This is a genomic window from Candidatus Sphingomonas phytovorans (assembly GCA_029202385.1).
GTDB classification, from domain to species: Bacteria; Pseudomonadota; Alphaproteobacteria; order Sphingomonadales; family Sphingomonadaceae; genus Sphingomonas; species Sphingomonas phytovorans.
Map to the genome: position 1 here is coordinate 4,682,299 of CP119314.1, position 23,711 is coordinate 4,706,009.

At 63.6% G+C, this 23,711-nt stretch carries 22 protein-coding genes; 18 read left to right on the forward strand and 4 right to left on the reverse strand.

Translation table 11 applies throughout. The annotated features are described in order from the left end of the window. Positions 1-189: 189 nt before the first annotated feature. Genes P0Y59_21570 through P0Y59_21580 form a run of 3 tightly spaced genes read left to right on the forward strand, consistent with a single transcriptional unit; the run spans position 190 to position 3,207 of the window. Positions 190-1,920, forward strand: a complete 1,731-nt coding sequence (locus P0Y59_21570; protein ID WEJ99471.1) for a ParB/RepB/Spo0J family partition protein — start codon at positions 190-192, stop codon at positions 1,918-1,920. 54 nt (positions 1,921-1,974) lie between these two features. Next, positions 1,975-2,196, forward strand: coding sequence for a sigma-70 region 4 domain-containing protein (locus P0Y59_21575; protein ID WEJ99472.1), 222 nt, complete (start codon positions 1,975-1,977; stop codon positions 2,194-2,196). 57 nt (positions 2,197-2,253) lie between these two features. Continuing rightward, the gene (locus P0Y59_21580; protein ID WEJ99473.1) at positions 2,254-3,207 is read left to right on the forward strand and encodes a HEPN domain-containing protein; all 954 of its coding nucleotides are present in this window, start codon (positions 2,254-2,256) and stop codon (positions 3,205-3,207) included. Positions 3,208-3,225: 18 nt separating this feature from the next. On the opposite strand, the gene P0Y59_21585 is transcribed toward P0Y59_21580, so the two are convergent. After that, on the reverse strand, positions 3,226-3,558 hold the full coding sequence (locus P0Y59_21585; GenBank protein ID WEJ99474.1) for a conjugal transfer protein TraD: 333 nt from the start codon (positions 3,556-3,558) through the stop codon (positions 3,226-3,228). Beyond that, a complete protein-coding gene (locus P0Y59_21590; GenBank protein WEJ99475.1) occupies positions 3,467-3,790 on the reverse strand; it encodes a conjugal transfer protein TraD in 324 nt (107 codons plus the stop codon). Before P0Y59_21590 ends, P0Y59_21585 begins: the two co-directional genes overlap by 92 nt. A gap of 171 nt (positions 3,791-3,961) precedes the next feature. Between P0Y59_21590 and traA the strand changes: the two genes are divergently transcribed. After that, on the forward strand, positions 3,962-6,892 hold the full coding sequence (traA, locus tag P0Y59_21595; GenBank protein WEK02650.1) for a Ti-type conjugative transfer relaxase TraA: 2,931 nt from the start codon (positions 3,962-3,964) through the stop codon (positions 6,890-6,892). A 10-nt stretch (positions 6,893-6,902) separates the two neighbouring features. Beyond that, positions 6,903-7,523, forward strand: coding sequence for a DUF6118 family protein (locus tag P0Y59_21600; protein ID WEJ99476.1), 621 nt, complete (start codon positions 6,903-6,905; stop codon positions 7,521-7,523). A 359-nt stretch (positions 7,524-7,882) separates the two neighbouring features. Here P0Y59_21600 and P0Y59_21605 read toward each other — a convergent pair whose 3' ends face one another. Beyond that, the gene (locus P0Y59_21605; GenBank protein ID WEJ99477.1) at positions 7,883-8,173 is read right to left on the reverse strand and encodes a helix-turn-helix transcriptional regulator; all 291 of its coding nucleotides are present in this window, start codon (positions 8,171-8,173) and stop codon (positions 7,883-7,885) included. A 159-nt stretch (positions 8,174-8,332) separates the two neighbouring features. Between P0Y59_21605 and dndB the strand changes: the two genes are divergently transcribed. The 13 genes from dndB to P0Y59_21670 all read left to right on the forward strand — a co-directional run bounded on the left by dndB (position 8,333) and on the right by P0Y59_21670 (position 23,103). Next, positions 8,333-9,382 (forward strand): DNA sulfur modification protein DndB, encoded by a 1,050-nt coding sequence (gene dndB, locus P0Y59_21610; protein ID WEJ99478.1) that lies wholly within the window; start codon positions 8,333-8,335, stop codon positions 9,380-9,382. 23 nt (positions 9,383-9,405) lie between these two features. After that, on the forward strand, positions 9,406-10,911 hold the full coding sequence (dndC, locus tag P0Y59_21615; protein WEJ99479.1) for a DNA phosphorothioation system sulfurtransferase DndC: 1,506 nt from the start codon (positions 9,406-9,408) through the stop codon (positions 10,909-10,911). Then, complete coding sequence (dndD, locus tag P0Y59_21620; protein WEJ99480.1) at positions 10,908-12,914, forward strand: DNA sulfur modification protein DndD; 2,007 nt, start codon at positions 10,908-10,910, stop codon at positions 12,912-12,914. The genes dndC and dndD overlap by 4 nt, the downstream gene beginning before the upstream one ends. Then, on the forward strand, positions 12,895-13,266 hold the full coding sequence (gene dndE / locus P0Y59_21625; protein WEJ99481.1) for a DNA sulfur modification protein DndE: 372 nt from the start codon (positions 12,895-12,897) through the stop codon (positions 13,264-13,266). The genes dndD and dndE overlap by 20 nt, the downstream gene beginning before the upstream one ends. After that, on the forward strand, positions 13,263-14,432 hold the full coding sequence (locus tag P0Y59_21630) for a cysteine desulfurase family protein (GenBank protein WEJ99482.1): 1,170 nt from the start codon (positions 13,263-13,265) through the stop codon (positions 14,430-14,432). Before dndE ends, P0Y59_21630 begins: the two co-directional genes overlap by 4 nt. A 6-nt stretch (positions 14,433-14,438) precedes the next feature. Continuing rightward, positions 14,439-15,134 (forward strand): hypothetical protein, encoded by a 696-nt coding sequence (locus P0Y59_21635; protein ID WEJ99483.1) that lies wholly within the window; start codon positions 14,439-14,441, stop codon positions 15,132-15,134. After that, positions 15,131-17,062 carry a DEAD/DEAH box helicase family protein gene (locus P0Y59_21640; protein ID WEJ99484.1) on the forward strand — a complete coding sequence of 644 codons (1,932 nt, stop codon included), beginning with the start codon at positions 15,131-15,133 and terminating at the stop codon, positions 17,060-17,062. The genes P0Y59_21635 and P0Y59_21640 overlap by 4 nt, the downstream gene beginning before the upstream one ends. A gap of 246 nt (positions 17,063-17,308) precedes the next feature. Beyond that, positions 17,309-19,282: an AAA family ATPase gene (locus P0Y59_21645; GenBank protein ID WEJ99485.1), complete on the forward strand. Its 1,974-nt coding sequence runs from the start codon at positions 17,309-17,311 to the stop codon at positions 19,280-19,282. Between the two features lie 20 nt (positions 19,283-19,302). After that, the gene (locus tag P0Y59_21650; protein WEJ99486.1) at positions 19,303-19,875 is read left to right on the forward strand and encodes a hypothetical protein; all 573 of its coding nucleotides are present in this window, start codon (positions 19,303-19,305) and stop codon (positions 19,873-19,875) included. Between the two features lie 118 nt (positions 19,876-19,993). After that, a complete protein-coding gene (locus tag P0Y59_21655) occupies positions 19,994-20,560 on the forward strand; it encodes a hypothetical protein (GenBank protein WEJ99487.1) in 567 nt (188 codons plus the stop codon). 3 nt (positions 20,561-20,563) lie between these two features. Beyond that, complete coding sequence (locus tag P0Y59_21660; protein WEJ99488.1) at positions 20,564-21,523, forward strand: DGQHR domain-containing protein; 960 nt, start codon at positions 20,564-20,566, stop codon at positions 21,521-21,523. Positions 21,524-21,623: 100 nt separating this feature from the next. Next, positions 21,624-21,860, forward strand: a complete 237-nt coding sequence (locus tag P0Y59_21665; protein WEJ99489.1) for a hypothetical protein — start codon at positions 21,624-21,626, stop codon at positions 21,858-21,860. Between the two features lie 580 nt (positions 21,861-22,440). After that, positions 22,441-23,103: a DUF6118 family protein gene (locus tag P0Y59_21670; protein WEJ99490.1), complete on the forward strand. Its 663-nt coding sequence runs from the start codon at positions 22,441-22,443 to the stop codon at positions 23,101-23,103. Here P0Y59_21670 and P0Y59_21675 read toward each other — a convergent pair. Beyond that, positions 23,097-23,435, reverse strand: a complete 339-nt coding sequence (locus P0Y59_21675) for a hypothetical protein (GenBank protein ID WEJ99491.1) — start codon at positions 23,433-23,435, stop codon at positions 23,097-23,099. The two genes, P0Y59_21670 and P0Y59_21675, sit on opposite strands and share 7 nt — an antisense overlap. Positions 23,436-23,711 lie beyond the last annotated feature (276 nt).

Here is a 23,711-nt window from a genome sequence, read left to right on the forward strand (position 1 = left end):
GGCCAAGGGGGTGGGCGTCGCTGCCCTCTAGTCCCGCCGCGGCGTGCCGCAACCCGAGCAAGCTCGGGTCCTCCTCTTCGTTCCGGTCCTTCGGATGCGGCCCGCCTCCGCCGGCGGGACTGCCGGTCCGCTCCTTGCCGCCCACCCCCTTCGCCGGGGCCGGTGTGTGTTTGAAAAGGAGTAAGGACCATGGAACTGAAACATATCGACATCGCCAGACTGAGCGTTTCGACCGTCAACATGCGCGGTGTGAAGAAGGCCGCCGACATCGCCAACATCCTGCCGTCGGTGCGGGCGCGCGGCGTGCTGGTGCCCTTGATCGTGCGAGCCAATGGCAGCCCCGACACCTACGAGATCGTCGCGGGCAAGCGACGTTATCATGCGGCGCTGGCGGTCATGGAAGAGGGCGGTGGCATCGACGAACTGCCCTGCGCGGTGATGGAAGCAGGGGATGACGCGGCAGCGCTCGAAGCCTCGCTGATCGAGAACATCGCCCGGCTCGATCCCGACGAGGTGACCCGCTGGGACACCTTCACCCGGCTGGTCCGTGAAGGCCGCAGCCCAGAGGACATCGCGATCACCTTCGGGCTGACCGAGGTGCAGGTGAAGCGCACGCTGGCGCTCGGCAATCTCATGCCGCGCATCCGCAGCCTCTACCGGACGGAGAAGATCGATGCGGTGACCGTGCGGCATCTGACGCTGGCATCGAAGGCGCAGCAGCGCGACTGGCTGGCGCTCCACGACGATCCCGACACCTATTGTCCGACCGGGCATCAGTTGAAGGGCTGGCTGTTCGGCGGCACCTCGATCCCGACACAGGTGGCGCTGTTCGACCTCGCGACGTTCGAGGGCGCGATCGTCGCCGATCTGTTCGGCGAGGACAGTTATTTCGCGGAGGTCGAGCAGTTCTGGACCGCGCAGAATGCGGCCGTCGCTGTCCGGGCCGAGGCGTACCGCGCAGCGGGCTGGCGCGAGGTCGTGATCTTCGAACCCGGCCAGTCCTTCCACGCATGGGAACATGAGCGGCGCGGCAAGAAGCAGGGCGGCAGGGTCTATATCGCCCTGGGCTTTCGCGGCGAGGTGACGTTCCACGAAGGCTTTGTGACGCTGAAAGAGGCGCGCAAGCTCACAAAGGGCGAGACGGTCGAGAAGCCGATCCGTTCTGAGATCACGGCTTCCGGTCAGGACTATGTCGACCTGCATCGCCATGCGGCGGTGCGCGCGAAGCTGGTGACGGAGCCGGGTGTCGCGCTGCGGGTGCCGGTTGCGCACATGATCGCCGGATCGCCGCTCTGGACGGTCAAGGTCGAGCAGCAGCGCGCGGGCAGCGACGCGATCACCGAGAGTATCGAAACCTGTCCCTCGGAAACCGCGTTCGACGCCCAACGCCGCACGGTGCTGGCGCTGCTTGGGTTCGATCCCGAGACACCAACCGTCACCGGTGGCAATGGATTGGACGAGGGACTGTCGGTGCTGCTCGTCAAGCTGCTGGCGCTCGACGATGCGCAGGTGCTTGATGTGCTTGCCATCGTGATGGGCGAGACGCTCGATGCGCGCAGCGACATCACGGACGTGCTTGGCATGCATCTGGCGGTGGACATGGCCTCCGTCTGGCAGGCCGATGACGCCTTTCTCGAACCGATCCGCGATCGCGAGGTGTTGCTTGCGATGGTCGGCGAGGTCGCGGGCGAGATGGTCGCCAAGGCCAATGTCGGCGAGAAAGGCAAGACCTTGCGCGGGATCATCCGCGATCATCTCACCGGGGCCGGTGGTCGTACCAAGGTCGAGGGCTGGGTGCCGCGCTGGCTGCGTTTCCCGGCCAGCCACTACACGCCGCGCGGTGGCGTGGGTGCCGTCTCACGCTCCGAGCGTGTCGCTCCGTTGATAATGCAGTCCGAACCACTCCGCAATGCGGCGTGAGGCCCTTGCCCGGCGGCACCCGCGTGTCGCCGGGCTTCTTGTGGGACATATGTCATGACCATCGAACCCGACCCCGCCACGCTTGCCCGGCTTGAAGCGGCGCTGCGCTCGATGCCTGTTATCGAACGTGAAATCTTCCTCGCGGCGCGACTGGACAGCCTAAGCTATGCCGAGATCGCACGCCGTACCGGACGGACCGCGCGCGATGTCGAGCGGCGCTTCGCCGCCGCGCTGGGTCACATCCTTCGGTCCATGGACAGGGGCGGCGGGCCTTGAGCCTGCCGCCTCGCTCTTGTGCTTGTCCCTCCCTTTGCCCCACAGTCGAGCCTATCCATGAAGACCGACCTCGATCATCTGCCTTCCGCCAAGCGGCGCGATCTTGAACGGATCGTCGAGATCCTGTTCGCCGAGTTCGACGACGCGACCGCGCTTGCCACCCAGAAGTGGAAGAAGCAGGGCCGCATCCTCAAGGTCATCCTCTACGGTTCCCATGCGCGCGGCGACTGGGTCGACGACCCGGTCGGCGGCTATTCCTCGGACTATGATATCCTCGTGGTGGTCAGCGACGAGCGGCTGACCGATGTGGTCGAGTTCTGGTCCAAGGCCGACGACCATCTGCTGCGCGAGGTGACGATCGCCAAGCGCATCTCGGCGCCGGTCAATTTCATCGTCCACAGCATGGCGGACGTGAACGCCCAGTTGCAGCAGGGCCGTCCGTTCTTCATCGATATCATCGGCGATGGCATCGCGCTGTATGAGGCTGGCGATCAGCCGTTCGTCGACCCGCAACCGCTGACGCCGGACGCCGCGTTGAAGGAAGCGCGGAAGTATTTTGAGGAGTGGTATGCGAGCGCTTCTCGCCGGTTCGAATTAGCGCGCGGAGCGATGGACAAGGGCTATTCGAACGAGGCTGCCTTTGACCTGCACCAAGCGACTGAGCGTTTCTATCACACTCTCTTGCTAACCCTGTCGCTCTATAGCCCGAAATCGCACCGCCTGAACTTCCTGCGCGGGCAGGCCGAGCCCTTGGTGTTCGACCTCATTCAGGTGTGGCCGCGCAACACGCGGTTCGCGCAGCGCTCGTTCGAGCTGTTGCGCCAGGCCTATGTCAACGCGCGCTATTCGCCGCACTACAAGATCAGTCCGCAGGAACTGGAATGGCTCGCCGAGCGGATCGAACTGCTCCAGAAGCTGGTCAGGGAAGCGTGCGACGCGCATCTCGCGACGCTTGAGAAGGCGGCCGCCGCGTCCGCTGCCGCGCCGGACCGACCCGACAGCGCCGCCTGAACTTCAAGTCCTGCGCGGTCAGGCCTCCCCTTCGGGAGGTTGCGCCAGCGCGAACGCGCGCTGGCCGCGCCGCCGCCATAAGGTAATGGCTTCGTCCCGCCGGTCGCTCCGCAACCTCGCAGCGGCCTCGACGAGCAACCCGAACACCACCGCGCGGTCATCGTCGGTCAACGCGATCAGACCAGCCTTGGCGACAAGGCCACCCAGTTCGATCAACTGGCGCGTTCGCTCGCGGCGCTTCACTTGCCAGTCGCGCCGGTCATTGCGCGCTGCCTTCAGCTGAACGCGGTGCCGGTTCGCCTGTGTCCGGCGCAGCGCGGCGCACGTTGCCGCGAGTGTTCGGGCGAACATCGCTACTCCGGTGAAAGAATGCTGCGCCGCTTTTGCGCCAGCCCTCCTTGAGTCCTGGGTCTTTTGTCGTGACGGCGGTCAGCAACGCCCCGGCCAGCAGTTCGACCGGTAGCGCGTCGGCGCCGGTGGTAATGACCAGCTCGCCAAGCTGGACGAGCTTGCGCTCCTTCAGGTGTTTGGCCTTGTCGCCAAGCACCTTCAGCTCGGCGTCGAAATCGCGGGGTTTGCGCATCGGCTCATCCTCATTTGCACGTTGAGGATGATCCAGTTATCGGCTCGGTCGATCAGGCGCAATGTGCTGAAATCTCTTGGGATTACCGCGTCCCGAGATTGATGAAATCTTTCGAGGGCGCGCTTATACGTCGTGCCGACGTGGCTTTTGAGGTGTAGATGGATCGCCGTCATGGCGATCTACCATTTCTCGGCCAAGGTCATCTCGCGCGCTGCCGGATCGAGCGCGGTTGCGGCTGCCGCCTACCGCTCCGCCTCGCGGCTGCACGACCAGCGGCTCGATCGCCATCACGACTTCTCGAACAAGGCCGGCGTCATCCACTCCGAGGTGATGCTGCCGGACGGCGCGCCTGAGCATCTCGCCGACCGCGAGAAACTGTGGAACGCGGTCGAGGCGGCCGAGAAGCGGATCGACGCGCAACTGGCGCGCGAGATCGAGTTCGCGATCCCGCGCGAGCTGGACCAGGCCGAGGGCATCCGGCTGGCGCGTGCGTTCGTCCGCGCCGAGTTTGTCGATCGTGGCATGATCGCTGATCTCAATGTCCATTGGGATATCGGCGCCGATGGCGAGGCCAGGCCCCACGCCCATGTGATGCTGACCCTACGCGACGTTGGCGAGGACGGGTTCGGCCGGAAGAACCGCGACTGGAATCGCACGGACCTGTTGGAGCGTTGGCGCGAGCGCTGGGCCGAGCATGCGAACCGGCGGCTCGCCGAGCTCGATATCGATGCACGGATCGATCACCGCTCGCTTGAGGCGCAGGGCATCGACCTTGAGCCGCAGCACAAGATCGGGCCGGCCGCGTCGCGCATGGTCGCGCAAGGCCTGGCATCCGAACGGCTCGTAGAACACCAGGCCATCGCCCGCGCCAATGGCGAGAAGCTGCTGGCGAACCCGGCGCTCGCGCTCGACGCGATCACGCACCAGCAGGCGACATTCACGCACCGCGACCTCGCGATGTTCGTCCATCGCCATAGCGAGGGGAAGGAGCAGTTCGACCAGGTGATGGCGGCAGTGAAAGCCACGCCCGAGCTGGTCGCGCTTGGCAAGGACGGACGAGGCGAAGATCGGTTCACCAGCCGTGAGATGATCGAGACCGAGCAACGGCTGGAACGCGCCACGACCGCGATGGCCGAACGGCTTGGGCATGGTCTTCCGGCGGCGACGCTGGACCGTGCCATCGCCGCCGCCGAAAGTGGCGGCCTGGTGTTGGGACAAGACCAACGCGCCGCGGTGGTGCGTCTAGCGAGCGGCCGCGACCTCGACATTGTCATAGGTTATGCCGGCACCGGAAAATCGGCGATGCTCGCGGTCGCGCGCGAAGCGTGGGAGAGCGCCGGCTATCGGGTCCAGGGCTTGGCGCTGTCGGGTATCGCGGCGGAAAATCTCGAAAGTGGTTCGGGCATCGCGTCACGCACCATCGCCAGCCTGGAGTATCAATGGTCGCAGGGTCGCGATCTCCTGACGAACCGCGACGTGTTGGTGATCGACGAAGCCGGGATGATCGGTTCGCGGCAGATGGAGCGCGTGATCGCCGAAGCGGAGAAGCGCGGCGCGAAGGTCGTGCTGGTCGGCGATCCCGAACAGCTCCAGGCGATCGAGGCGGGAGCCGCGTTCCGCTCGATCGCGGAACGGCACGGCAGCGTCGAGATCACCGACATCCGACGCCAGCGCGCGGACTGGCAGCGCGATGCCACCCGGCAGCTTGCCACCGGTCGAACCGGGGAGGCGCTCCATGCCTATGACGAGCATGGCCATGTCCACGCCGCCGAGACGCGCGAGCAGGCGCGCGTTGATCTGGTCGACCGCTGGGACCGTGATCGTATCGCCGCGCCGACGGCGACGCGGATCATCCTCACGCACACCAATGACGAGGTGCAGATGCTCAACCGGGCCGCCCGCGAGCGGCTGCGTGTCGCCGGCCAGCTTGGCGAGGATGTCACGCTTCGGACCGAGCGAGGGCAGCGAACGTTCGCCTCCGGCGACCGGATCATGTTCCTCAAGAATGAGCGCGGGCTTGGCGTGAAGAACGGTTCGCTCGGCGTCGTCCAGAACGTCACCAGCGCGCGCATGGCGGTGATGCTCGATGATGGGCGCGCGGTGGCGTTCGACCTCAAGGATTATAACCGGATCGATCACGGCTACGCCGCGACGATCCACAAGGCGCAAGGGATGACGATCGATCGGGCGCATGTGCTGGCGACGCCGGGGCTTGATCGGCACGCCGCCTATGTCGCGCTGTCACGCCACCGCGACAGCGTCGACCTTCATTATGGCCGCGACGATTTTGCCGAACCCGCAAAGCTCGTGCGCGCGCTATCGCGCGATCGCGCCAAGGACATGGCCTCGGACTACACCCGAGATCCTTCGACGGCGCTCAGGAGAGCCTTTGCCGATCGGCGGCAGATACGCTTGCCCGAACCGGTGGTTGAGAAAGCGAAGCCTGCTCCGCTACGCGATCCGTTCGCGGGCCTCGGCCTGCGGCCGGTCACGCTACCGCCATCGCGCGGCATGTTCGACGGGGTGCGGATCGCGACACCGCAGCCGGTGGGCATCACGCAATCGCTTGGGCTGGAAGCTGCCGTGCAGCGGTTCGCCCGCACCACCGCGGATATCCTGCGGATGCGCAACGACGGCTATACCGAGTTGCCGCACCAGCGCATCGCGTTCGACAAGGCGCGCGCGGCGCTGGATGCGGCCCGCCCCGACGCTTCCCGGGATCTCCGTGCGGCGTTCGCGCGCCAGCCTCACCTGATCGATGAAACAGCCAGGGGTCGCACCAGCGCGGCGATGCGCGCGATGAAACTGGAAGCGGAACTGCGCGCCAATCCGGCGCGTCGCGCCGATCGGTTCGTGGAGGACTGGCGGAAGCTCGCCACAGCCCATCGGACGCTGCGCCATGCCGGCGACGATGCGGGTGTCCGCGCCATCGGGCAGCAGATGAGTGTCCTGGGTAAAAGCATGGAGCGCGATGCGCAGGCCGAGTCGCTGGTCAGGAAGCGGCTTCCGGAACTCGGCATGCGGATGCGCGAGGGCGCGTCGATATTCCACAGCATCCAGGACTGGCTCGGCCTCTCGCGTGGTCGCGGCCTTGGGCGATAGATATTGCTGCATGGAGCAGGACACCCCCCACGACGTCGATACCAGCCTCGCCGCCCATGCGTTCGGCGAACTCCGCGCCGAGATCAGCCTGCTTCGCCGTGCGGTCGAGCGGCTGACGGACGAGCGCATCGCGCAACCCGATTATGCGCCGAGCCTTGAGGCCGTCGGCAAGCGGCTGGAGGATGTCTGCGCCTGGGCGCGGCGCGTGTCGGAGAAGCCGGCGCTGCAGCTGACGCCCGAGTCCCTCGGACGTGAAATCACCGAAGCGGCGGCAAATAGCCGTGAACAGGATCAGCAGGCGCTGGAGCGAGCAGCCAGCGCCATGGAGGCGGCCGGTGCCCGCATCGACGCGATGATTGCGCGGTCTCGATCGGTCGCAGAGCAGAACCGCGAGGTGCTGCATAACCGTGTCGCGTTTGCGGTCGCCGGCATGGTCCTGTTCGCGATCCTACCGGGAATGATTGCGCGGTCACTCCCGGTTAGTTGGGCCGTGCCAGAACGAATCGCCGCTCGCACGGTTGGAACAGACATGTGGCATGCCGGTCAGCAGATGATGAAAAAGGCCGATCCGGAACGCTGGGGCCAGCTCGTGGCCCATGAGCAGGAGCAAGCCGATCCCGCACATAGATAAGGGCAGCTATGCGCCTCAATCTCTGCCATTCAACCATCGCCGAACTGATCTCGAAATCCGCTATTCGTTCAGCGAGCGTCCAATGGAGACAATGGTGGAAAGCGGCTGGTCCGCTGTGGAGCGGCGAAGCGCGGTAACAGATCGCTCGTTCAAGCATATTCGATCGTCAGCTAAGCGAGCTAATTTAAACGTTCGGCGCATGTAATAGCTATCTTGCTGGCGTAGACAGCCGAATGCTGAATATTCTCGTCAAGTACACCGATCTTCAAAAGCGTAAGGCTCGGCGAGGGCAGTGCTTCCCACCTGGCCGAGATTGTGAGACCGTCTTCACTGCCTTGGCATCCGCGTACGAATCTACTCTAGTCACGAGCGCCCATCGGCTTTGGACCGCGCGCCAACCGTGGTATCGCCTTGATCTCAGTTGGCTCAAGTTCGACCGCTTGCATAAGTTCCGACAAGCTCATCTCCAGTGCCACGGCAATCCTTGCGATCGAGATCAGCCCAGCGTTGATCTCCCCGCGCTCGAGCTTCCCGAACGCTCCCCGGTCGAAATTCGCAATAGCTGCAAAAGCCTCCTGAGAATGCCCCTTCGCCTCTCGAAGGGCGCGAACGCGTTTGCCGAATACAACCTGAATCTGTGGAGCCGCCATCTCCTGCACAATTGCCAGAACCTGGGATTTCGTCCACGGTATAAATATCCCCGTTATATTGATCTCATAAGGTGCTCATGCTAAATTGCCGGCGCGCGCAGATCGGGCTGCTGGCCCACTTCGGACGATTGTGCTGGAATCAGGCAAGGGATCCCGGGAATGAATTCTTATGAGTTCGCGGCTATTCGCGGGGTTCAGGCGGGGCGCGCGTACTATGTGATCATGGTTCCGCTGCGTTCGCTCGGGCGCCTCCTCTCCTTTGACGAAGAGGAACTTCCACTTCGGCTACGGGCTCAGCGCGAGCTAAACAAAACGCGGATTCCGGCGATCACTCGCTATATCAACGAGAATCCTAGCGAATACGTGCTATCGGCCCTTTCCGCGTCGATCGGCGGCGCGTTCAGCTTCGAGCCAGTCCCTGGGCAGCGTTCAATCGGCACGTTAAGCGTGGACATGCAAGCAACGATCCTAGTCAACGACGGCCAACATCGCCGCGCTGGTATCGTCGAGGCGATCAGGGAGCGCCCGACGCTCGGCAATGAGACGATCGCGGTGACACTGTTCCCAGACGAGGGGCTTGAGCGCTCGCAGCAGATGTTCGTTGACCTCAACCAGCACGGCGTCAGACCCGCACGCTCGTTGAGACTTTTCTTCGACGGCCGCGACGAGGCGGCTCGGCTGACGCGTCAGGTCGCCGCCGCGATTCCGTTGCTCCGCGACATGACCGATTTCACGCGGTCGAACCTGCCGGCGGGATCGCGCAAGCTCTTCGCGTTCAGCAACCTCCACACGGCGATCACGACGTTGGTGTCGGACGCGGCGCTGCCGGCGACCGCCAACGACCCGTCCCTCGTCGTCGAGTTCTGGGAGGCGGTGATCGCCAACATGCCCGATTGGATCGCCGCCGGTAGGCGCGAGGTCAGTTCTGCAGACTTGAGGCGCGAGACCATCCACGCACACGGCATCGCGCTCGAGGCCATCGCGATTGCGGGTGCGCGCATGATCGTCGAGCGGCCTGACGGGTGGCGCGCGCCGCTCACTGGCCTGCGTGACATCGATTGGTCGCGCGGCAACACCAGCGACTGGGAGGGGCGCGCGCTAGTCAACGGCCGCATCAACAGGTCGCGCACCAGCGTGCTGCTAACGGCCGAGCTCATTTCCCGGGCGCTGGCCAACAAAGACGCTGACGACGCGGACCGGATGGGTTAAGATTTCAGATCAAGGCGGGTCCAATGAAGAACGACAATCGAGAAGACGACAATTCGCGCCTCAGGCGCATCCATGACGACGTCCGCGAGATTTACCTCTCCGACAGCCGCCCCTGGGTCGTGGGCTACTCTGGCGGCAAGGATTCCACGACGGCTTTGCAGCTGATCTGGGCGGCGATCTCCACGCTCCCGCCCGAGAAGCGATCCAAGACGATATATGTGATCAGCTCGGACACCCTGGTCGAGACGCCGGTCGTCTCCAACTACATCGACGTATCGCTGAAGCGCATCGCGCAGGCCGCGATCGAGCAGGACATGCCGGTCGTCACGCACAAGGTCGTACCTGACGTCGACCGCAGCTTCTGGGTGAACCTGATCGGTCGCGGCTATCCGGCTCCGTCACGGCGCTTCCGCTGGTGCACCGAGCGGCTGAAGATCGAGCCGGCCAATGACTTCATCCGCAGCCGCGTCGCCGAGTTCGGCGAGGTCGTAATGGTGCTGGGCGTGCGGAGCCAGGAATCCGCCACCCGCGCCCAGGTCATGTCACTCCACGCCATCGAAGGATCGCGGCTGTCCAAACACTCGTCGCTGCTCAACGCGTTCGTCTACGCGCCGATTGCCGACTTCTCGACCGACGATGTCTGGACCTACCTGCTTCAGAACCAGTCGCCCTGGGGAAACGACAACCGCGACCTCGTTGCCATGTACCGCAACGCTTCCTCTGCAGGCGAATGCCCTCTCGTGGTCGACACCTCGACGCCGTCGTGCGGCAACTCGCGGTTTGGCTGCTGGGTCTGCACGGTCGTCGAGCGCGACAAGGCGATGGAGGCGATGATCGATTCCGGCGAGGAGTGGCTTACCCCGCTCCTCGAGTTCCGCGACAAGCTGTCGGAGACGCAGGATCCCGCGCGCAAGTTGGAGTTCCGCGACTACCGTCGGCGCACGGGCGGCGTGTCCTTCATCGGCGACACCGACCGCGTGATGCCGGGACCCTACACGATGGATTTCCGGCGCGAGTTGTTGCGCGGGCTGCTCGAGACGCAGCGTCAGGTAGCCGTCGAGGCACCCGCCGGCGAGGCGCCGATCCTGATCCATCCGCACGAGCTCCACGAGATCCGGCGGCTGTGGCGCACCGAGCGCGGCGACTGGCAGGATTCGGTACCGCGGATCGTGCGCGAGACGCTCGGCAAGGATGCCGGCTTCGTTGAGCCCGACTGGGTGTCGGAGGACGCTGTCGCGTTCACGACCGAGGACGGGGAACTTCTGAACGCGATCTGCGCGGAGAACGACGTGCCGACCGAGCTGGTGATGCGCCTGCTCGACGTCGAGCGCGCATCGCACGGCCTCAAGCGCCGCCATGCCGTACACACCCGGATCGAGGACGTGTTCAAACTCGACTGGCGCGACCTCGACACCGTCGTCGCCGAACGCCGGGAGAAGCTGGGCATCGTGCCGGCCTCTACCAACGGTGAGACCGGCGACGACGAGGAGCTTGAGCTTCCGTTTGACGGCGAGGAGGACGCCCGATGATCCTCCGCACCATCGAGATTGAGAACTTCGGCCTCTACTCCGGCCGGCAGGTCCTTGACCTGGTCCCGCGTCGCAGTCCCGGGTGCGAGACCCCGGTCGTTCTGTTCGGCGGTCGCAACGGCGCTGGCAAGACCACTCTGCTTGAGGCCGTCCGCCTCGCGCTCTACGGTCGGCTCGCGCTCGGTCACCGGGTCGGCCAGAACGAGTACGAGCAGCACCTGCGGTCGCGCATGCACGTCGGCCCCGGCGGCCGCGTCGCTGGTTCGGCCTCCGTCGGCCTCGAGTTCGACTATTCTGAAGGCGGCCGGATCCAGCGCTACCGCGTCGTCCGCCGCTGGTCGCCGAAGGGCGCGAGCGCCGGCGAGGTGCTGCTGCTCGAGAAGGACGGCAAGCCGGTCGAATCCGTTCCGCGCGAGGAGTGGCACCACTTCCTGCAGGAGCTGATCCCGCCGGGCGTATCGCAGCTGTTCTTTTTCGACGGCGAGAAGATCGCGGAGATTGCCAACGACGAGGTAGACGAATCGCTGGGCGACGCGGTGCGCGGCCTGCTCGGGATCGAGCTCGTCGGGCGCCTGCGGACCGACCTCGGACTGTTCATGGCCCGCCGCGCCAAGTCCGGAGATGCCGTCGCCGCAGCCAAGCTCGAGGAGGTCGTCCGCGAGGAGGAGAGGCTCGGCGCGCGCATCTCCGAGATGCAGGAAACCGTGGCCGAGCTGGTCTCGCGCCGGGCCGGCCAGGCACGCCTCGCCTCGAACGCTCGCCAACGCTTCGCGGCCGAGGGCGGCGACGCCGCCAACCAACGTGCCATGCTCGAGGCGGCACGTGACGAGACGCGCCACCAGATCAGCCGCCGCGAGACCGAGCTGCGCGAGCTCGCCGGCGGCCTGCTGCCCTTCGCCATGGCACCCCGCGTTGGTGAACGGCTAATGAACCTGCTGTCGCGCTCGAACGGTGGGAGCGGCGCGGAGGCGGCGGCGCTGCGCGAGCGCCTGCTGACGTGGCGCGCGACCGGCCATCCGCCGCGCGCCGCTTTATGGAAGGACGGTCACTGGCGCGATCTCGAGGCATTCCTGATCGCAGCGGCGCTGGCGCCCGCCAACTTCTCCGACGAGCCGCTTTCGGATCTGGAATCCGGGGAGCGCGCCGCGCTGCTGCATCAGCTGCGCGAGGTCCGCGAGGTCACGGCCGCTAGGTCCGCGCTGATCGCATCCGAGCTGCACCGTCTCGGCGGGCGCCTGAAGGACGTTGAGGCCAACCTCGTCCGGGCCTCGGGCGAGGGCGCCGGTGTCGTCCTCGACGAGCTCGTCCTCGCCGAGCAGCAGGTCGGCGCGCTCGACGCCGAGCTGAAGGCGCGGGAGGAGGAGCTGAAGGCGCTCACATATCGCCAGAAGTCGCTCGGACGCGAGCGCGAGCGTCTTCTCAAGGCGCAGTCCGAGGCGGCGGCGTCCGAGGGACGTGCCGCGCTGGCGGGCCGCATCGGTATCGCGCTCCAGCAGTACGAGGACCGCTTGCTTGAGACCAAGTTGAGCCGCCTCCAGTCGGAATTCGTACAGCGCTTCAACCACCTCGCCCGCAAGGGCGGGTTCCTGGCTGACGCGCGCATCGACCGGACGACGTTCGAGACCACGCTGATCGACCGGGACGGCAACGAGATCACTAAGTCGGCGCTCTCCGCTGGCGAGAAGCAGATCTACGCGATCGCGATGCTGTGGGCGCTCGCCCACACCAGCGGCCGGGCGCTGCCGATGATCATCGACACCCCGCTTGCACGCCTCGATTCCGAGCATCGCGCCGCGCTAGTCGAGCGGTACTTCCCCGAGGCGAGCCATCAGGTGATAGTGCTCTCAACGGACACCGAGGTCGACGACAGACTGCTGGAGCGGCTCATGCCGGCGGTCAGCCACACGTACCGGCTGGACTACGACCCGGAGCAGCGGTCGACGACCGCCCGTCCGGGCTACTTCGATGACGAGGAGCGCACCGATGCGGTTCACCAAGCTTAAAATCTCGGCTGACGCCGAGAGCCGCCTCAGGTCGCTCCGCCAGCGCACGGGCATGACGCCCAACCTCCTCTGCCGCATGGCGATCATGCTGTCGCTGGAGGAGGGACCGGTGGGCGCCGGCACGGCCACCGACGACGGTGGAAACGAGTTCAACGCCTACACGTTAACCGGCGATCACAACGGCCTCATCGTCGCAATGCTGCGACTCGTTGAGGAGGAGGCCGAGGGTCGCCGCGTACCCGACGACGAGTTGCTCGCTCGGCTGCGTGCGCACATCCACCGAGGTGTCGCCACGCTCTCGGTCCGCGCCAAGGGCCCGGGGGACGTAGCGGTACTGGCCGCCGCCGCATGACCGTGGCAGCGGACATGCCGCTCTACCTCGACAACAACGCGACCACGCCGACCGACCGGCGCGTTGTGGACGCGATGCTGCCCTACTTCACCGAAGTGTTCGGTAACCCCTCCAGCGTTGAGCACCTTCACGGCAACCGCGCGCAAGCCGCCGTCGCGAGAGCCCGTTCCCAAGTGGCCGCACACCTCGGCGCCCGAGACAACGAGATCGTGTTCACGGGCAGTTGCACCGAGGCCAGCAACATCGCAATTCTCGGTGCTGCGCGCGCGCGTCCGGGCCGGCGTCACCTGATCACTTCGGCCGTCGAGCACCCGGCCGTCCTGGAGCCGTTCCGCCAACTCGAGCGCGAGGGATTTGAGGTGACGGTCCTTGGGGTTGACGAATTCGGGCAGGTCGATCCGGCCGCGGTCGAGGCGGCGATCCGCGAGGACACCGGCCTGATCTCGATCATGGGCGCCAACAACGAGGTTGGCACGACACAGCCGATCGGTGCGATCGGCGCACTGTGCGAGCTGCGAGGAATCCTCTTCCACACCGACCTCGCTCAGGTGCTCGCCCACCGTAAGGTCGACGTCATCGCCGAGCACATCCACCTCGCCAGCGTCTCGGGCCACAAGGCCTATGGCCCGAAGGGCGTGGGCGCTCTCTACGTCCGTTCGCGATCGCCGCGCGCTCGGTTGGAGCAGACCGTCTGGGGTGGCGGACAGGAGCGCGGCTTGCGCTCGGGCACGCTCGCCGTGCCCATGATAGTGGGCCTCGGCGAGGCGCTCGCGATCGCCGGTCGCGAGGCTGCGCGGGAAGGCGCTCGCCTCGCCGCCATGTGTGCCGACCTCGCCGATACGATTGTCAGGACCGTCGACGGAGCCGTTGCCAACGGCCATCCGACCGAGCGTATTCCCGGCAACGTCTCGCTGTCCATCGTCGGCATCGAGCCGCTGGCGCTGATGCATCGACTCAACCAGGTCGCAAGCTTCTCGGCGTCGAGCGCCTGTGCGACCGACAAGGTTCAGACCAGCCACGTCCTGTTGGCAATGTTCGGCGACACGCAACGCGCGCGGCAAGCGTTCCGCGTCTCACCGGGCCGTTTCACGACCTCAAAGGAACTGGACGCCTTCGCCGGCGCTCTCGTCGATGTGGTCGCCGAGCTGCGCCGATTCGCGGCCTGAGACGGGGTGACCTACCCTGCAGACGAGGTCGAGGAGAAGCTCGTGGATGTTCCCGAGCTATTCCTATTCCTACGTCGAGCGGTTCCCGACGCGACCGTCGTAACGCACGACAGGGCGTTCATAAACAACATCGCGTTCGCCTTGCAGTATCTAGACCATCTGCTCCAAACGATAGCGGCGCCGGACGTCCGCATCACGATCCACAGCCAGACATGCAAGTCGATCGTGATGTGCGGCATGGGAATCGTCGAGGCGATCCTGTGGTTCGGGGTGAAAAAGGCGGGACAGGCGAACACCTCGTCTTGGCAAGAGAGCAGCAAGCAGACCGGTACGCCCTTCGATAGGTTCGGCAAGCGGCTCAGGATCGACAGCATTCTAATGGAGGAGGTCAGTCCGCCACAGCACGAGGAGATGACCCTCGATACGCTCATCAAGAAGGTCGAATCCAGAGGATTGCTCGGGCTTTCCGACCACAGGGTGTACGGCACACTCAAGGCACTGCGGCAACTGAGGAACAGAGTCCACATTCATGACGTGGGGACTGCGGACGATACCGACTGGTACAAGTTTACCGGCCGCGAAGTCGTGATGCTACTGAATTGTCTAAATGCGATTTTCTCCACCAACCTGTTTAACCCGGAACCGCACCATATCGATCTGCTGTCTTTCCTTGACCCCGTTCGGGTGGAGCGGAAGCGATGAAGTCGGAGAACGCCCAGCCGCCGAACCTCAAGCGACTTCCGACGCCGCTGCTGCTCGAAACCTCAACCGACAACATCATTCGATCCTTCTTCGAGCCCGCATTAAGGGCTTCCACTAGTTACGACCGTGGTGTCGGCTACTTCACCTCAGGTTGGCTGCGGCTCGCTTCAGCTGGCCTCGATGGCTTCGCAGAGAATGGCGGCAAGGCCCGCTTCCTCGTCAGCCCGCACCTCTCAGAGGATGACTGGATCGCGATCCGCGACGGCAGTGAAGCGAAGAATGATGCAATCCTTCGGGATGCGCTCCTGTCAGTAGTCGAGGAACTTAAGTCACTCGGTGATGACCCGGCGGTTGCAATGCTCGCTGCGCTGGTCGCCACGGGCACACTGGAATTCAAGATCGCTATGCCCGTTGGTGCGCTGGACGGGGATTTCCACGACAAGTTCGGGGTCTTCCGCGACGACTTGGGAAACGCGATCGCATTTCATGGTTCGCAGAACGACAGCGAGAAGGCTTACCGGAACTTCGAGGCCATCAGTCTATACTATAGCTGGCTGGGGAGGATCGAGTCGCAGCGAGTCAATTCGCATAAGGAACGATTCGATCGGCTGTGGAATAATCTCGACGAGAACCTGCGTTCGATCGCTGTTCCGGAGGTGGTCATCAATGAGCTCAAACTCATCCACCGTCGTCGACAGGAGCGTAACGGCCCCGGCCACCAAGTTGTCGATGACGCCAGATGGCAGCATCAGACCCAAGCCGTGGACGCCTTCTGCGCCGCTGGAGCGGGCGTCCTCGAAATGGCGACCGGTACGGGCAAAACGAGAACCGCGCTCAAGATACTAGACCGCCTGCTCCACGAAAGAAGGGTCACTAGCTGCGTGGTGACCATGTCGGGAACCGACCTGCTGGATCAGTGGTACGAAGAGCTGGCGGCTAGAGACGACCTCGTCATCCACAGGTCCTACGGTGGCCATCACGAGGAGCTGTCATTTCTAAACGACCCTGCCGGTGCCGTCCTGCTTGCGTCCCGCCAAGCGCTACCCGCCATAGTGACGCGCATGCCGCGGACCCTGCCCGCGAACGCGCTGCTGATCTGCGACGAGGTTCACGGCATGGGCTCGGCATCGATGGTGCGCGAGCTGAGCGGCGAACTCGTCCGCTTTCGCTACCGGCTCGGCCTCAGCGCCACACCCGAGCGCGAATACGATGCTGAGGGAACGGATTTCGTTGAGCGGGAGATCGGTCCGGTCGTGTTCCGGTTCGGCCTTGAGGAAGCAATCCGGAAGGGTATCCTCTGCGGGTTCGACTATATTGAGCTCGGTTACGAGTTTTCGGACGAGGACAAGGTGGCGGTGCGCGCTGCAATCGCCGCCTATCATGCGCGGCGAAAGGCCGGCAGGGACCCGGGAATCGAATCAATGTACCGGGAAATCGCAGCCGTCGGGAAGACGACTCGCAGTAAGCTGCCGGCATTCACTGACTTCATCAGACGTAGGCCAGAGGTGTTGAAGCGGGCAGTATTGTTCGTGGAGACCTCCGATTTCGGACTGGACGTCCAGCACATCATCCTACCCATCGCCCGGAACTACCATACCTACTACGCCGAGGACGATCGTCGGAATCTGGTCCGCTTCGCATCGGGGGAGCTGGAAACGGTCATCACCTGTCACCGTATCTCCGAGGGCATCGACATTCGTTCAGTGAACGCGATCATCCTCTTCGCTTCCTCCCGGGCCAGGCTCGAAACGGTACAGAGGCTGGGGCGCTGTCTGCGCAAGGATCCAAGCAATCCCTCGAAGCGCGCTCTGGTTGTCGATTTCATCAGGCACGACGACATCTCGGACGAACCCGATAGCCTTCCGACCAGCGATCAGGCACGAAGCGCTTGGCTCCGGAAGCTCGCGCGGATCGGTGCAGACAACTAAGGGAAAGTTCCGCTACACGTGGCGGATGCGCGGGAACCCGTGCTTGGGGAGGGCCGGGAAAATTCCACTTCATCCTGAAATAGAAGAGGCGGCTACGGCGGTGCTCGACGCCGTGGACCAGCCCGTGGAATTCAAGCGTCGACTGCTCGCGCTAATCCGTAACGACGCCGAGGACGGTGCGAGCGACGGTGACGTCGCTGGCGTAGTCGCGTCTGCAAACGCGGAATCGGACACGGGGCACTGAGCATGGACATTCGCATCACAGGATGGCGCTGCCAGAACATTCGCGGCAACCTTCGCGACGTCGCGATCGACCTCACCATGACGCCCCCTCGGTGGACGCTCATCCAGATGAGCAATGGCGGTGGCAAGACGACCACGACCTCATTGATCCGCGCGGCGCTGACGGGTGTCGAACCCACCGCTACATTCGTCAAAGCGCTTCGACCCGAAGATGGCGCCACCAATGGCACCTTCGAGCTCAACCTCCTGATCGATGGTGCGCTCCATCGGATCCAGCTGCTGTTCGACTATCTGACAGGGAACTCGCGCGTTACCACCTCTCGAGCGGCGACTCTCGGCGGCGGCATGATGGACATCCATTCTCTGCCCGCAGATTCCGCCACCCTCAAGTCGCCAGAGTTCGTCGAGCTGTTCGTGTTCGATGGCGAACTCGCGCGGAAGATTCGCGACAACGGTTCGGATCGGGCCAGCAAGGCCATTGAGACGTTGTATGGGATCGACAAGCTGGGTGGTCTCCGAGACCAGATCGAGAAATTGCTTGAGGCCGAGCAGAAGCGGGTCGCTGGTATCACGCAGGCTAAGGAAAAGGGCTGGGTCCAGAAGTACAAGACAGACATGGAAGCCGCTCGCGCCAAGCTCGTGGCTTTGGAGAAGCGGCGCGACGATGTTACTGCGAAGAAGGCGTACGAGACGGCTGAGTGCGACCGTCTCACCAAGGAGATCGGCGACCAGATCAACCAGAACAAGGCTGCAAAGGACGAACTCGAGGATCTCGAGAGCCAGTTGAACAGCGTCGACCTTGTCATCCTCCAGCAGACCGGCGATCTTCGAGGAAAGCTCATCTCCCCGTTCCTATCCGCGCCCCACTCCCTCGAACGCCTCCGCGAACTGGGGTCACAGCTTCAGGAGCTCAAGCTGCCCGAGGCGGCTACGGCCGAATTCTTCCATGAGCTGTCCCATTCCACCAACTGCGTGTGCGACCGGGAGATAACACCCGAGATCAAAGAGAAGATCGTGGCAAAGGCGGCCACGTTCATGGGTGCCGAGGAATCCGGGGTTCTGAACAGCATGAAGACCATGGTTCGGAGCACCAGCGACGATCCGATCAGCCTCGACCAGCCGGTGGAAACGCTCAGGGGGCGCCTGCGGGAACGCCAGAGAGTAACCCAGAGGCTTCACCGACAGCGCGCCGCCTGGGTCAAGGCCGGAGGCATCGAACTGTCGGACAAGCAGGCGCTGGCGGAAGAGCACCGGAGCAAGGCCGCGAAGCTGGAATCGGAACTCGAGAGGATTGAAAGCGACGATCCCTCATTCCACATCACTAACGGACTTGGCTGGGAACAGAACATCCCGAAGTGCCGCGAGGTCGTCGCCCAGCGCGAGGAAACCTATAATACCAGTACACAGACCCACAAGCTGCTCGTCCAGTCCCGTGCGACACAGGCTGTCATCCAGGCGATCGAGAAGGAGGCGCTGAACCGCATCAAGGAGAAGGTGCGGCAGGCTACGAATCTGAAGATCGCGAAGCTGGTCCCGGGCGAGCAACTCCAAGTGGTCCGCATCGGCAAGTCACTTGAACTCTCGTCGCGCAACCTCGCCCGAAAGGACAACGTCAGCGAGGGTCAGAGCCTTTCAATCGCATACGCCTTTCTGGCCAGTCTCTTCGAGACCGCGACGCACCGGCTACCTTTCGTAATCGACAGTCCCGCGATACCGCTCGACAGCGAGATGAGGCGCGAGGTGATCAAGGTGGTGCCGGAGCTCTTCGAGCAGACGATCATGTTCGTCATCTCAACGGAGCGAAAGGACTTCGCGGAGAGGTTCTACGGGCGCGACGGAGCGCGGTTCATCACCCTCGTCCGCGGACCCGATGGATCGGTCGATCCGCGTGAAGGCCAGACCGAGTTCGATGAGTTTCAAGATGAGGATGACGCGATAATCGAGACGCCGGCTACCTCAGAGGCAAGCGCTATATGACATTGCGGCGACCCAGAGGGATGAAAGAGTACTTCAGGGACGTGCAGGGCCGAACTGATGCCGGTGCCCGGTTCGAGACGGACTTCGAGCAGTTCTACCTCTGTCTCATGGTCGGATTGGAGGATGGAAGGCTGGCGCCTGAATCAGAGCTCGAACCGGCCGAATTCACCAAGGACTACACCGCCCCGTTCCAGCCTTTCGCCCCAGTACTGGCGGGACTGCTGGTCGACGCGCAGTTGCGACGGCAGGACATTCCGCGAACGAAGGAGAGCCTGCAGCAGGAGGTCTCCAACCTCATCGACGTCGGCAATACGAGCACGAGGCTGAACCCCGACGCCACGAAACTACTCAGCCGCTATGCCGCCCGGGGCTTCACATTGATCCAGGCCGCCATCCCAAAGCCCCGTACGCTCGAGGATTTCCTCGTCGCATACCATCTGCGCTGGAGTGGTCAGGTCGGCGATCCATCGATTGCCCAGGAACCCTCCTCGTCCGTTGAAACCGTTAACGAGGTCGTAGCGGCCGGCGGTGAACTGCGCGTAGTGGGCGATGATCCGCCAACCACGAATGACGCCTCGGCAGAAGCCCAGTAGGGGCGCTTAATCGGCAGACGCCGCGCGAAACGCACTACGCCGATCGCGAACCGTCCGGACATTCGGCATGTCAGAGAAAACGCGTCGTCCGGTTGCCGTATGATCGGGGCTGTGCATGATGAGACCGAATACCTTCGACGGGGATGACATGTACGAAGAAATGGAGGCGAGGCCGGTTCCGCCCGCTTGGAAAGTGCTTCACAGGCGATGGACGCGGCCGAACAAGCAGCTGTCCTTCTGGACGTTCCTGCTCGTGGGTATCGTAGTCCTCGGTGGACTGGCGGTGTGGATCGAGGGCTACCGCTACTTTAACTTCGTTCCGACCGATAAGCAGTCGTCTGCAGACCGCGCGCCTCTACAACTTGCGCTAGCGACTGCAGGCCTCGCCGTGGCGGGACCTGCGGCGATGCAGCTGCTCTACAGTAGAGACAAGCTCGCGATCGTCACCGCTATCCTGCTATTCACCGTCGAAATGATCTCCGCAATGTACCTGATGGTGTTTGGCGTTCCAAAGGACTGCGGCACCATAGTCGGCGGTGTCACCTGTGTCGGGATCGCGATCGTCGCTTGGGTTCTGGCCAATGGCGAGGACGACATCTTCCAGGACGATGTCCCCAACGATGTGCCGGCCGGTGGGGATCCGATGCGTCACCTGCCGGGCGGCCCCGCTCCGGCGAAAGTCTAGACCATGTCGACGATATACCCGCTGCAAGTACCAGCTCTCAGGGTCGATCAACCCGTAGGCACTTTCTTCGCGGTCGTACTGAAGGCCCGCACCCTCCTCGATGTCGCCTACAGCGACGTCGTCAGCGCCAGGCGAGAGTCGGGCGGAGGCAGCTACGAGGTCGATGGCGCCCAGCGCTTATCGGATCCGCGGCGTCTGGACGCCATCGCCCGGTACATCAACCGCATCGACGCGACCTTCCCGAGCGCCATAATCCTAGCCGCCAACATGGTACGGTCCGACGGGCGCGTCGAAGGCGACATCGACACGGACGAGTCCGAGGAAGGCGATGAGGCGAAGGAGGACGAAGAACTCAAGCGCCGCTGGCAGGTGAAGGCTGCCGCGGTGCTTGACGCTGACGGAGAAGAGATCGGGGCCACTTACTCGCTGTTGATCCCTGGACCTGAAAAGTTGGCTGCGGTCATCGACGGACAGCATCGACTGTTCGCGTTCGCCAAAGCTGATCCGCGGCACCTGGACGAGGATCTGCTCTGTTCCGTTTTCATTGATCTGCCGAAGTCGATGCAGGCCACGATCTTCGCTACGATTAACTCGAACCAGAAGGCTGTCGACAAGAGCCTTACGTACGAACTGTTCGGTTACAACCTTTCCGATGAACCCGAGGATCAGTGGAGCCCGGAGAAGCTGGCCGTCTTCCTGTCGCGTCGCATTGCGACAGATCCGGACTCGGCCATGCGGGGGGCGTGTCGCTGTGGCCCCGGTAAACGACTTCGCCACCGCCGCGATGGTGCGCAATTCGGATATGAAGCTCTCGTTCGCGGTCATCGTTGGGGGCATCCTGCGGATGATCAGCTCAAATCCGAAGGAGGACGCCAACAAGCTCAAACTGCGTGCCGGCTCGACAAGGTCCGTTCTTTCGCCAGGCAAGCCGCCGCTCCGGTCGGTCTACCTGAAGGGCAATGACGCCTTCATCTATGGAGCGACGCGGAATTTCCTCAACGCCTGCGACGAGCTATTCTGGATTCCCGCTCCAGCGAATTCCTTCATCCGGAAGACCGTGGGCGTGCAGGCGCTCTTCGATGTGTTCAGGGAGATAGCTGGCACCATGCTCGGCACCGGCGACATGACCAAAAATGCCTTCGTCGCAGCTCTCCAACCGGCAGCGGCGGTCGATTTTGCAAACGCCCACTTCAACGATGCGTCTGGCTCGAACAGGACACGTATCCGACGCATCATCCGTGCGCGGCTTGGCTTAATCGGGGTCGATGACCTGCCCGACGCGGATAAGCAGTTCGTATAGTCTCACGCGCGCTTCCCAGGCTTATTTACCTTAAGTCTCACCACGATCTTTCCGCTGAACTGCTGATTCGCCTTATGCATGCCGTTCAATTGCGATGAACGGATGTCCGCTTCCGGGAGACGGCAAAAGGGAGTTGAGTGTCGGAATGTGGGTCTTCGTAGCTCCGGCGGGTCGCTGAACGAATGTCCGCATTGGTCATCAGGCTGCCCGAAACCTGCCTGTCGGAAATCGGCCCCCTATCGGACGCTTTGTGTTCCTCGCTCTCGGCTGATTTCTCGGCTGATTTTCTGCATTCGGCGCGGGTTCGTGTCCTGATTTTTGATAGGGGCCACGTTGGGACCACGGTCGGTCATGGCGTGAAATAATCGCGCAATATCAAATTAGTAGATAGCTGATGCGAGTCCTGTAAGCGCACCAGTCCATAACGCGGATGCCCCAGAAAGCCGTAGAAATCTGTGGTAAAATGGCTCGCGTCGGTCCTACGAAATCTCATTATGTTCCATGGTGGCCCACTCAAAGTGGACCCCGAATCGGTGGACCACGATCGAGCCAGGAGGCGTGCTCCACCATGCTTGCGAATGTGCAGATTCGCGCGTTGAAACCCCGAGCGCGTTCTTACGAGGTTCCAGACTCGGAAGGGCTGTTCGCCGCGCGACAGCAGGAGTTGCATGCCCGCGACTATGGCCCTGACCTGGCGAAGATCCTCGAACAGCATGAGAGAGTGAGGACGGCGATCCTGACCCTCAACGGGCGCCCGGCCATGGTGCTCACACCGGAGTTGATCGCCTCGCAGATCGAGGAGGCGGGAGAGCAAGGGCGTGCAGCCGGCCATCAGGCATGGTCGCAGGCGCGGCACGATCTCACCAACGCCGTCCGGTCGCTGGACGAGATCGTAGCCTCCGCGTTCGCTGCTGAGAGGCTGTGGATCGCCGGAGCCGCGACAGCGGCGCTGATCGCCGGGTTCGTATTCGGCGCGGTCGTTCCAGCCCGGATCGCTCAGGCTGCGCCCGAACGCTGGCACTGGCCGGAATCCCGGGCGGCAAGCGAGCTTGGGCGAGACGGGTGGCAGGCAGGGATGCGGTTGCTTGAGGTTGCCGACCCGCCGCGTCTGCGGGCGTTGATCGAGGCTGACCGCTTATCGAGCGATAACGAGAAAGCCCTATCGGATTGCCGGTCGCGAGTGGGCAAGACAGGCAAGATCGAGTGCCCCGTCACGGTGCGAAAAGGGGGCAGTAACTATTGATCAGCGCGGATGAAGGCTTTGCGTTCAATGTTATTGCCCCATCGGACGTTGATTCTTGCCGAATCATGCCGCGCGAAATACATAGGTCGTGAACCCATAACCGGGAACCGCTGCCAATTGCCCAATTCTGTCGAAGAAGTCGATGATGGGCGCAATCTGATTGGTGGCTTGAAGCGGAGCACGGCGAAGTTGCGGTTGCGGTTGCGGTTGCGGTTGCGGTTGCGGTTGCGCGATCGCAGGCGCGTGCCGTCCGGACAGACATAGCTGTCGTCCTCGCGATCGAAGGTGGAGGCAGAGCGGTCGTGGAGCGGTTTGCGTTCTAGGACCTTCATGACTTCGACGGGCGTACAACCGGCTAAGCAGAGAGAGGATGGCAGTGTTGGACAAGGCGGCCAAAGCCGCTGTCCGCTGCGGCGATGAGCCATGTTCTCTGGGGCATTGCTATCCCTGCCATCTCGGCCGCCGCGGCGGGGTCAGGCGCACCCCGCCTCGGTTCAGCGTGCCGTGGCCTTGGCCACGATGTGGCGGGAGTGAGCCGTCAAAAAACCGGGGGCTGATGTGCCAGTCATACGGATAGGCCTGCTCAGGCCAGAAATGTCGCCTGAGCT

Coding starts and splice junctions, on each gene's coding strand:
- traA (WEK02650.1), top strand. CDS start 3,962: ATGGCGATCTACCATTTCTCGGCCAAGGTCATCTCGCGCGCTGCCGGA.
- P0Y59_21575 (WEJ99472.1), top strand. CDS start 1,975: ATGACCATCGAACCCGACCCCGCCACGCTTGCCCGGCTTGAAGCGGCG.
- P0Y59_21585 (WEJ99474.1), bottom strand. CDS start 3,558: ATGTTCGCCCGAACACTCGCGGCAACGTGCGCCGCGCTGCGCCGGACA.
- P0Y59_21640 (WEJ99484.1), top strand. CDS start 15,131: ATGAAGTCGGAGAACGCCCAGCCGCCGAACCTCAAGCGACTTCCGACG.
- dndE (WEJ99481.1), top strand. CDS start 12,895: ATGCGGTTCACCAAGCTTAAAATCTCGGCTGACGCCGAGAGCCGCCTC.
- P0Y59_21660 (WEJ99488.1), top strand. CDS start 20,564: ATGTCGACGATATACCCGCTGCAAGTACCAGCTCTCAGGGTCGATCAA.
- P0Y59_21645 (WEJ99485.1), top strand. CDS start 17,309: ATGGACATTCGCATCACAGGATGGCGCTGCCAGAACATTCGCGGCAAC.
- P0Y59_21600 (WEJ99476.1), top strand. CDS start 6,903: ATGGAGCAGGACACCCCCCACGACGTCGATACCAGCCTCGCCGCCCAT.
- P0Y59_21570 (WEJ99471.1), top strand. CDS start 190: ATGGAACTGAAACATATCGACATCGCCAGACTGAGCGTTTCGACCGTC.
- dndB (WEJ99478.1), top strand. CDS start 8,333: ATGAATTCTTATGAGTTCGCGGCTATTCGCGGGGTTCAGGCGGGGCGC.
- P0Y59_21655 (WEJ99487.1), top strand. CDS start 19,994: ATGAGACCGAATACCTTCGACGGGGATGACATGTACGAAGAAATGGAG.
- P0Y59_21590 (WEJ99475.1), bottom strand. CDS start 3,790: ATGCGCAAACCCCGCGATTTCGACGCCGAGCTGAAGGTGCTTGGCGAC.
- P0Y59_21650 (WEJ99486.1), top strand. CDS start 19,303: ATGAAAGAGTACTTCAGGGACGTGCAGGGCCGAACTGATGCCGGTGCC.
- dndC (WEJ99479.1), top strand. CDS start 9,406: ATGAAGAACGACAATCGAGAAGACGACAATTCGCGCCTCAGGCGCATC.
- P0Y59_21675 (WEJ99491.1), bottom strand. CDS start 23,435: ATGAAGGTCCTAGAACGCAAACCGCTCCACGACCGCTCTGCCTCCACC.
- P0Y59_21605 (WEJ99477.1), bottom strand. CDS start 8,173: ATGGCGGCTCCACAGATTCAGGTTGTATTCGGCAAACGCGTTCGCGCC.
- P0Y59_21630 (WEJ99482.1), top strand. CDS start 13,263: ATGACCGTGGCAGCGGACATGCCGCTCTACCTCGACAACAACGCGACC.
- P0Y59_21580 (WEJ99473.1), top strand. CDS start 2,254: ATGAAGACCGACCTCGATCATCTGCCTTCCGCCAAGCGGCGCGATCTT.
- dndD (WEJ99480.1), top strand. CDS start 10,908: ATGATCCTCCGCACCATCGAGATTGAGAACTTCGGCCTCTACTCCGGC.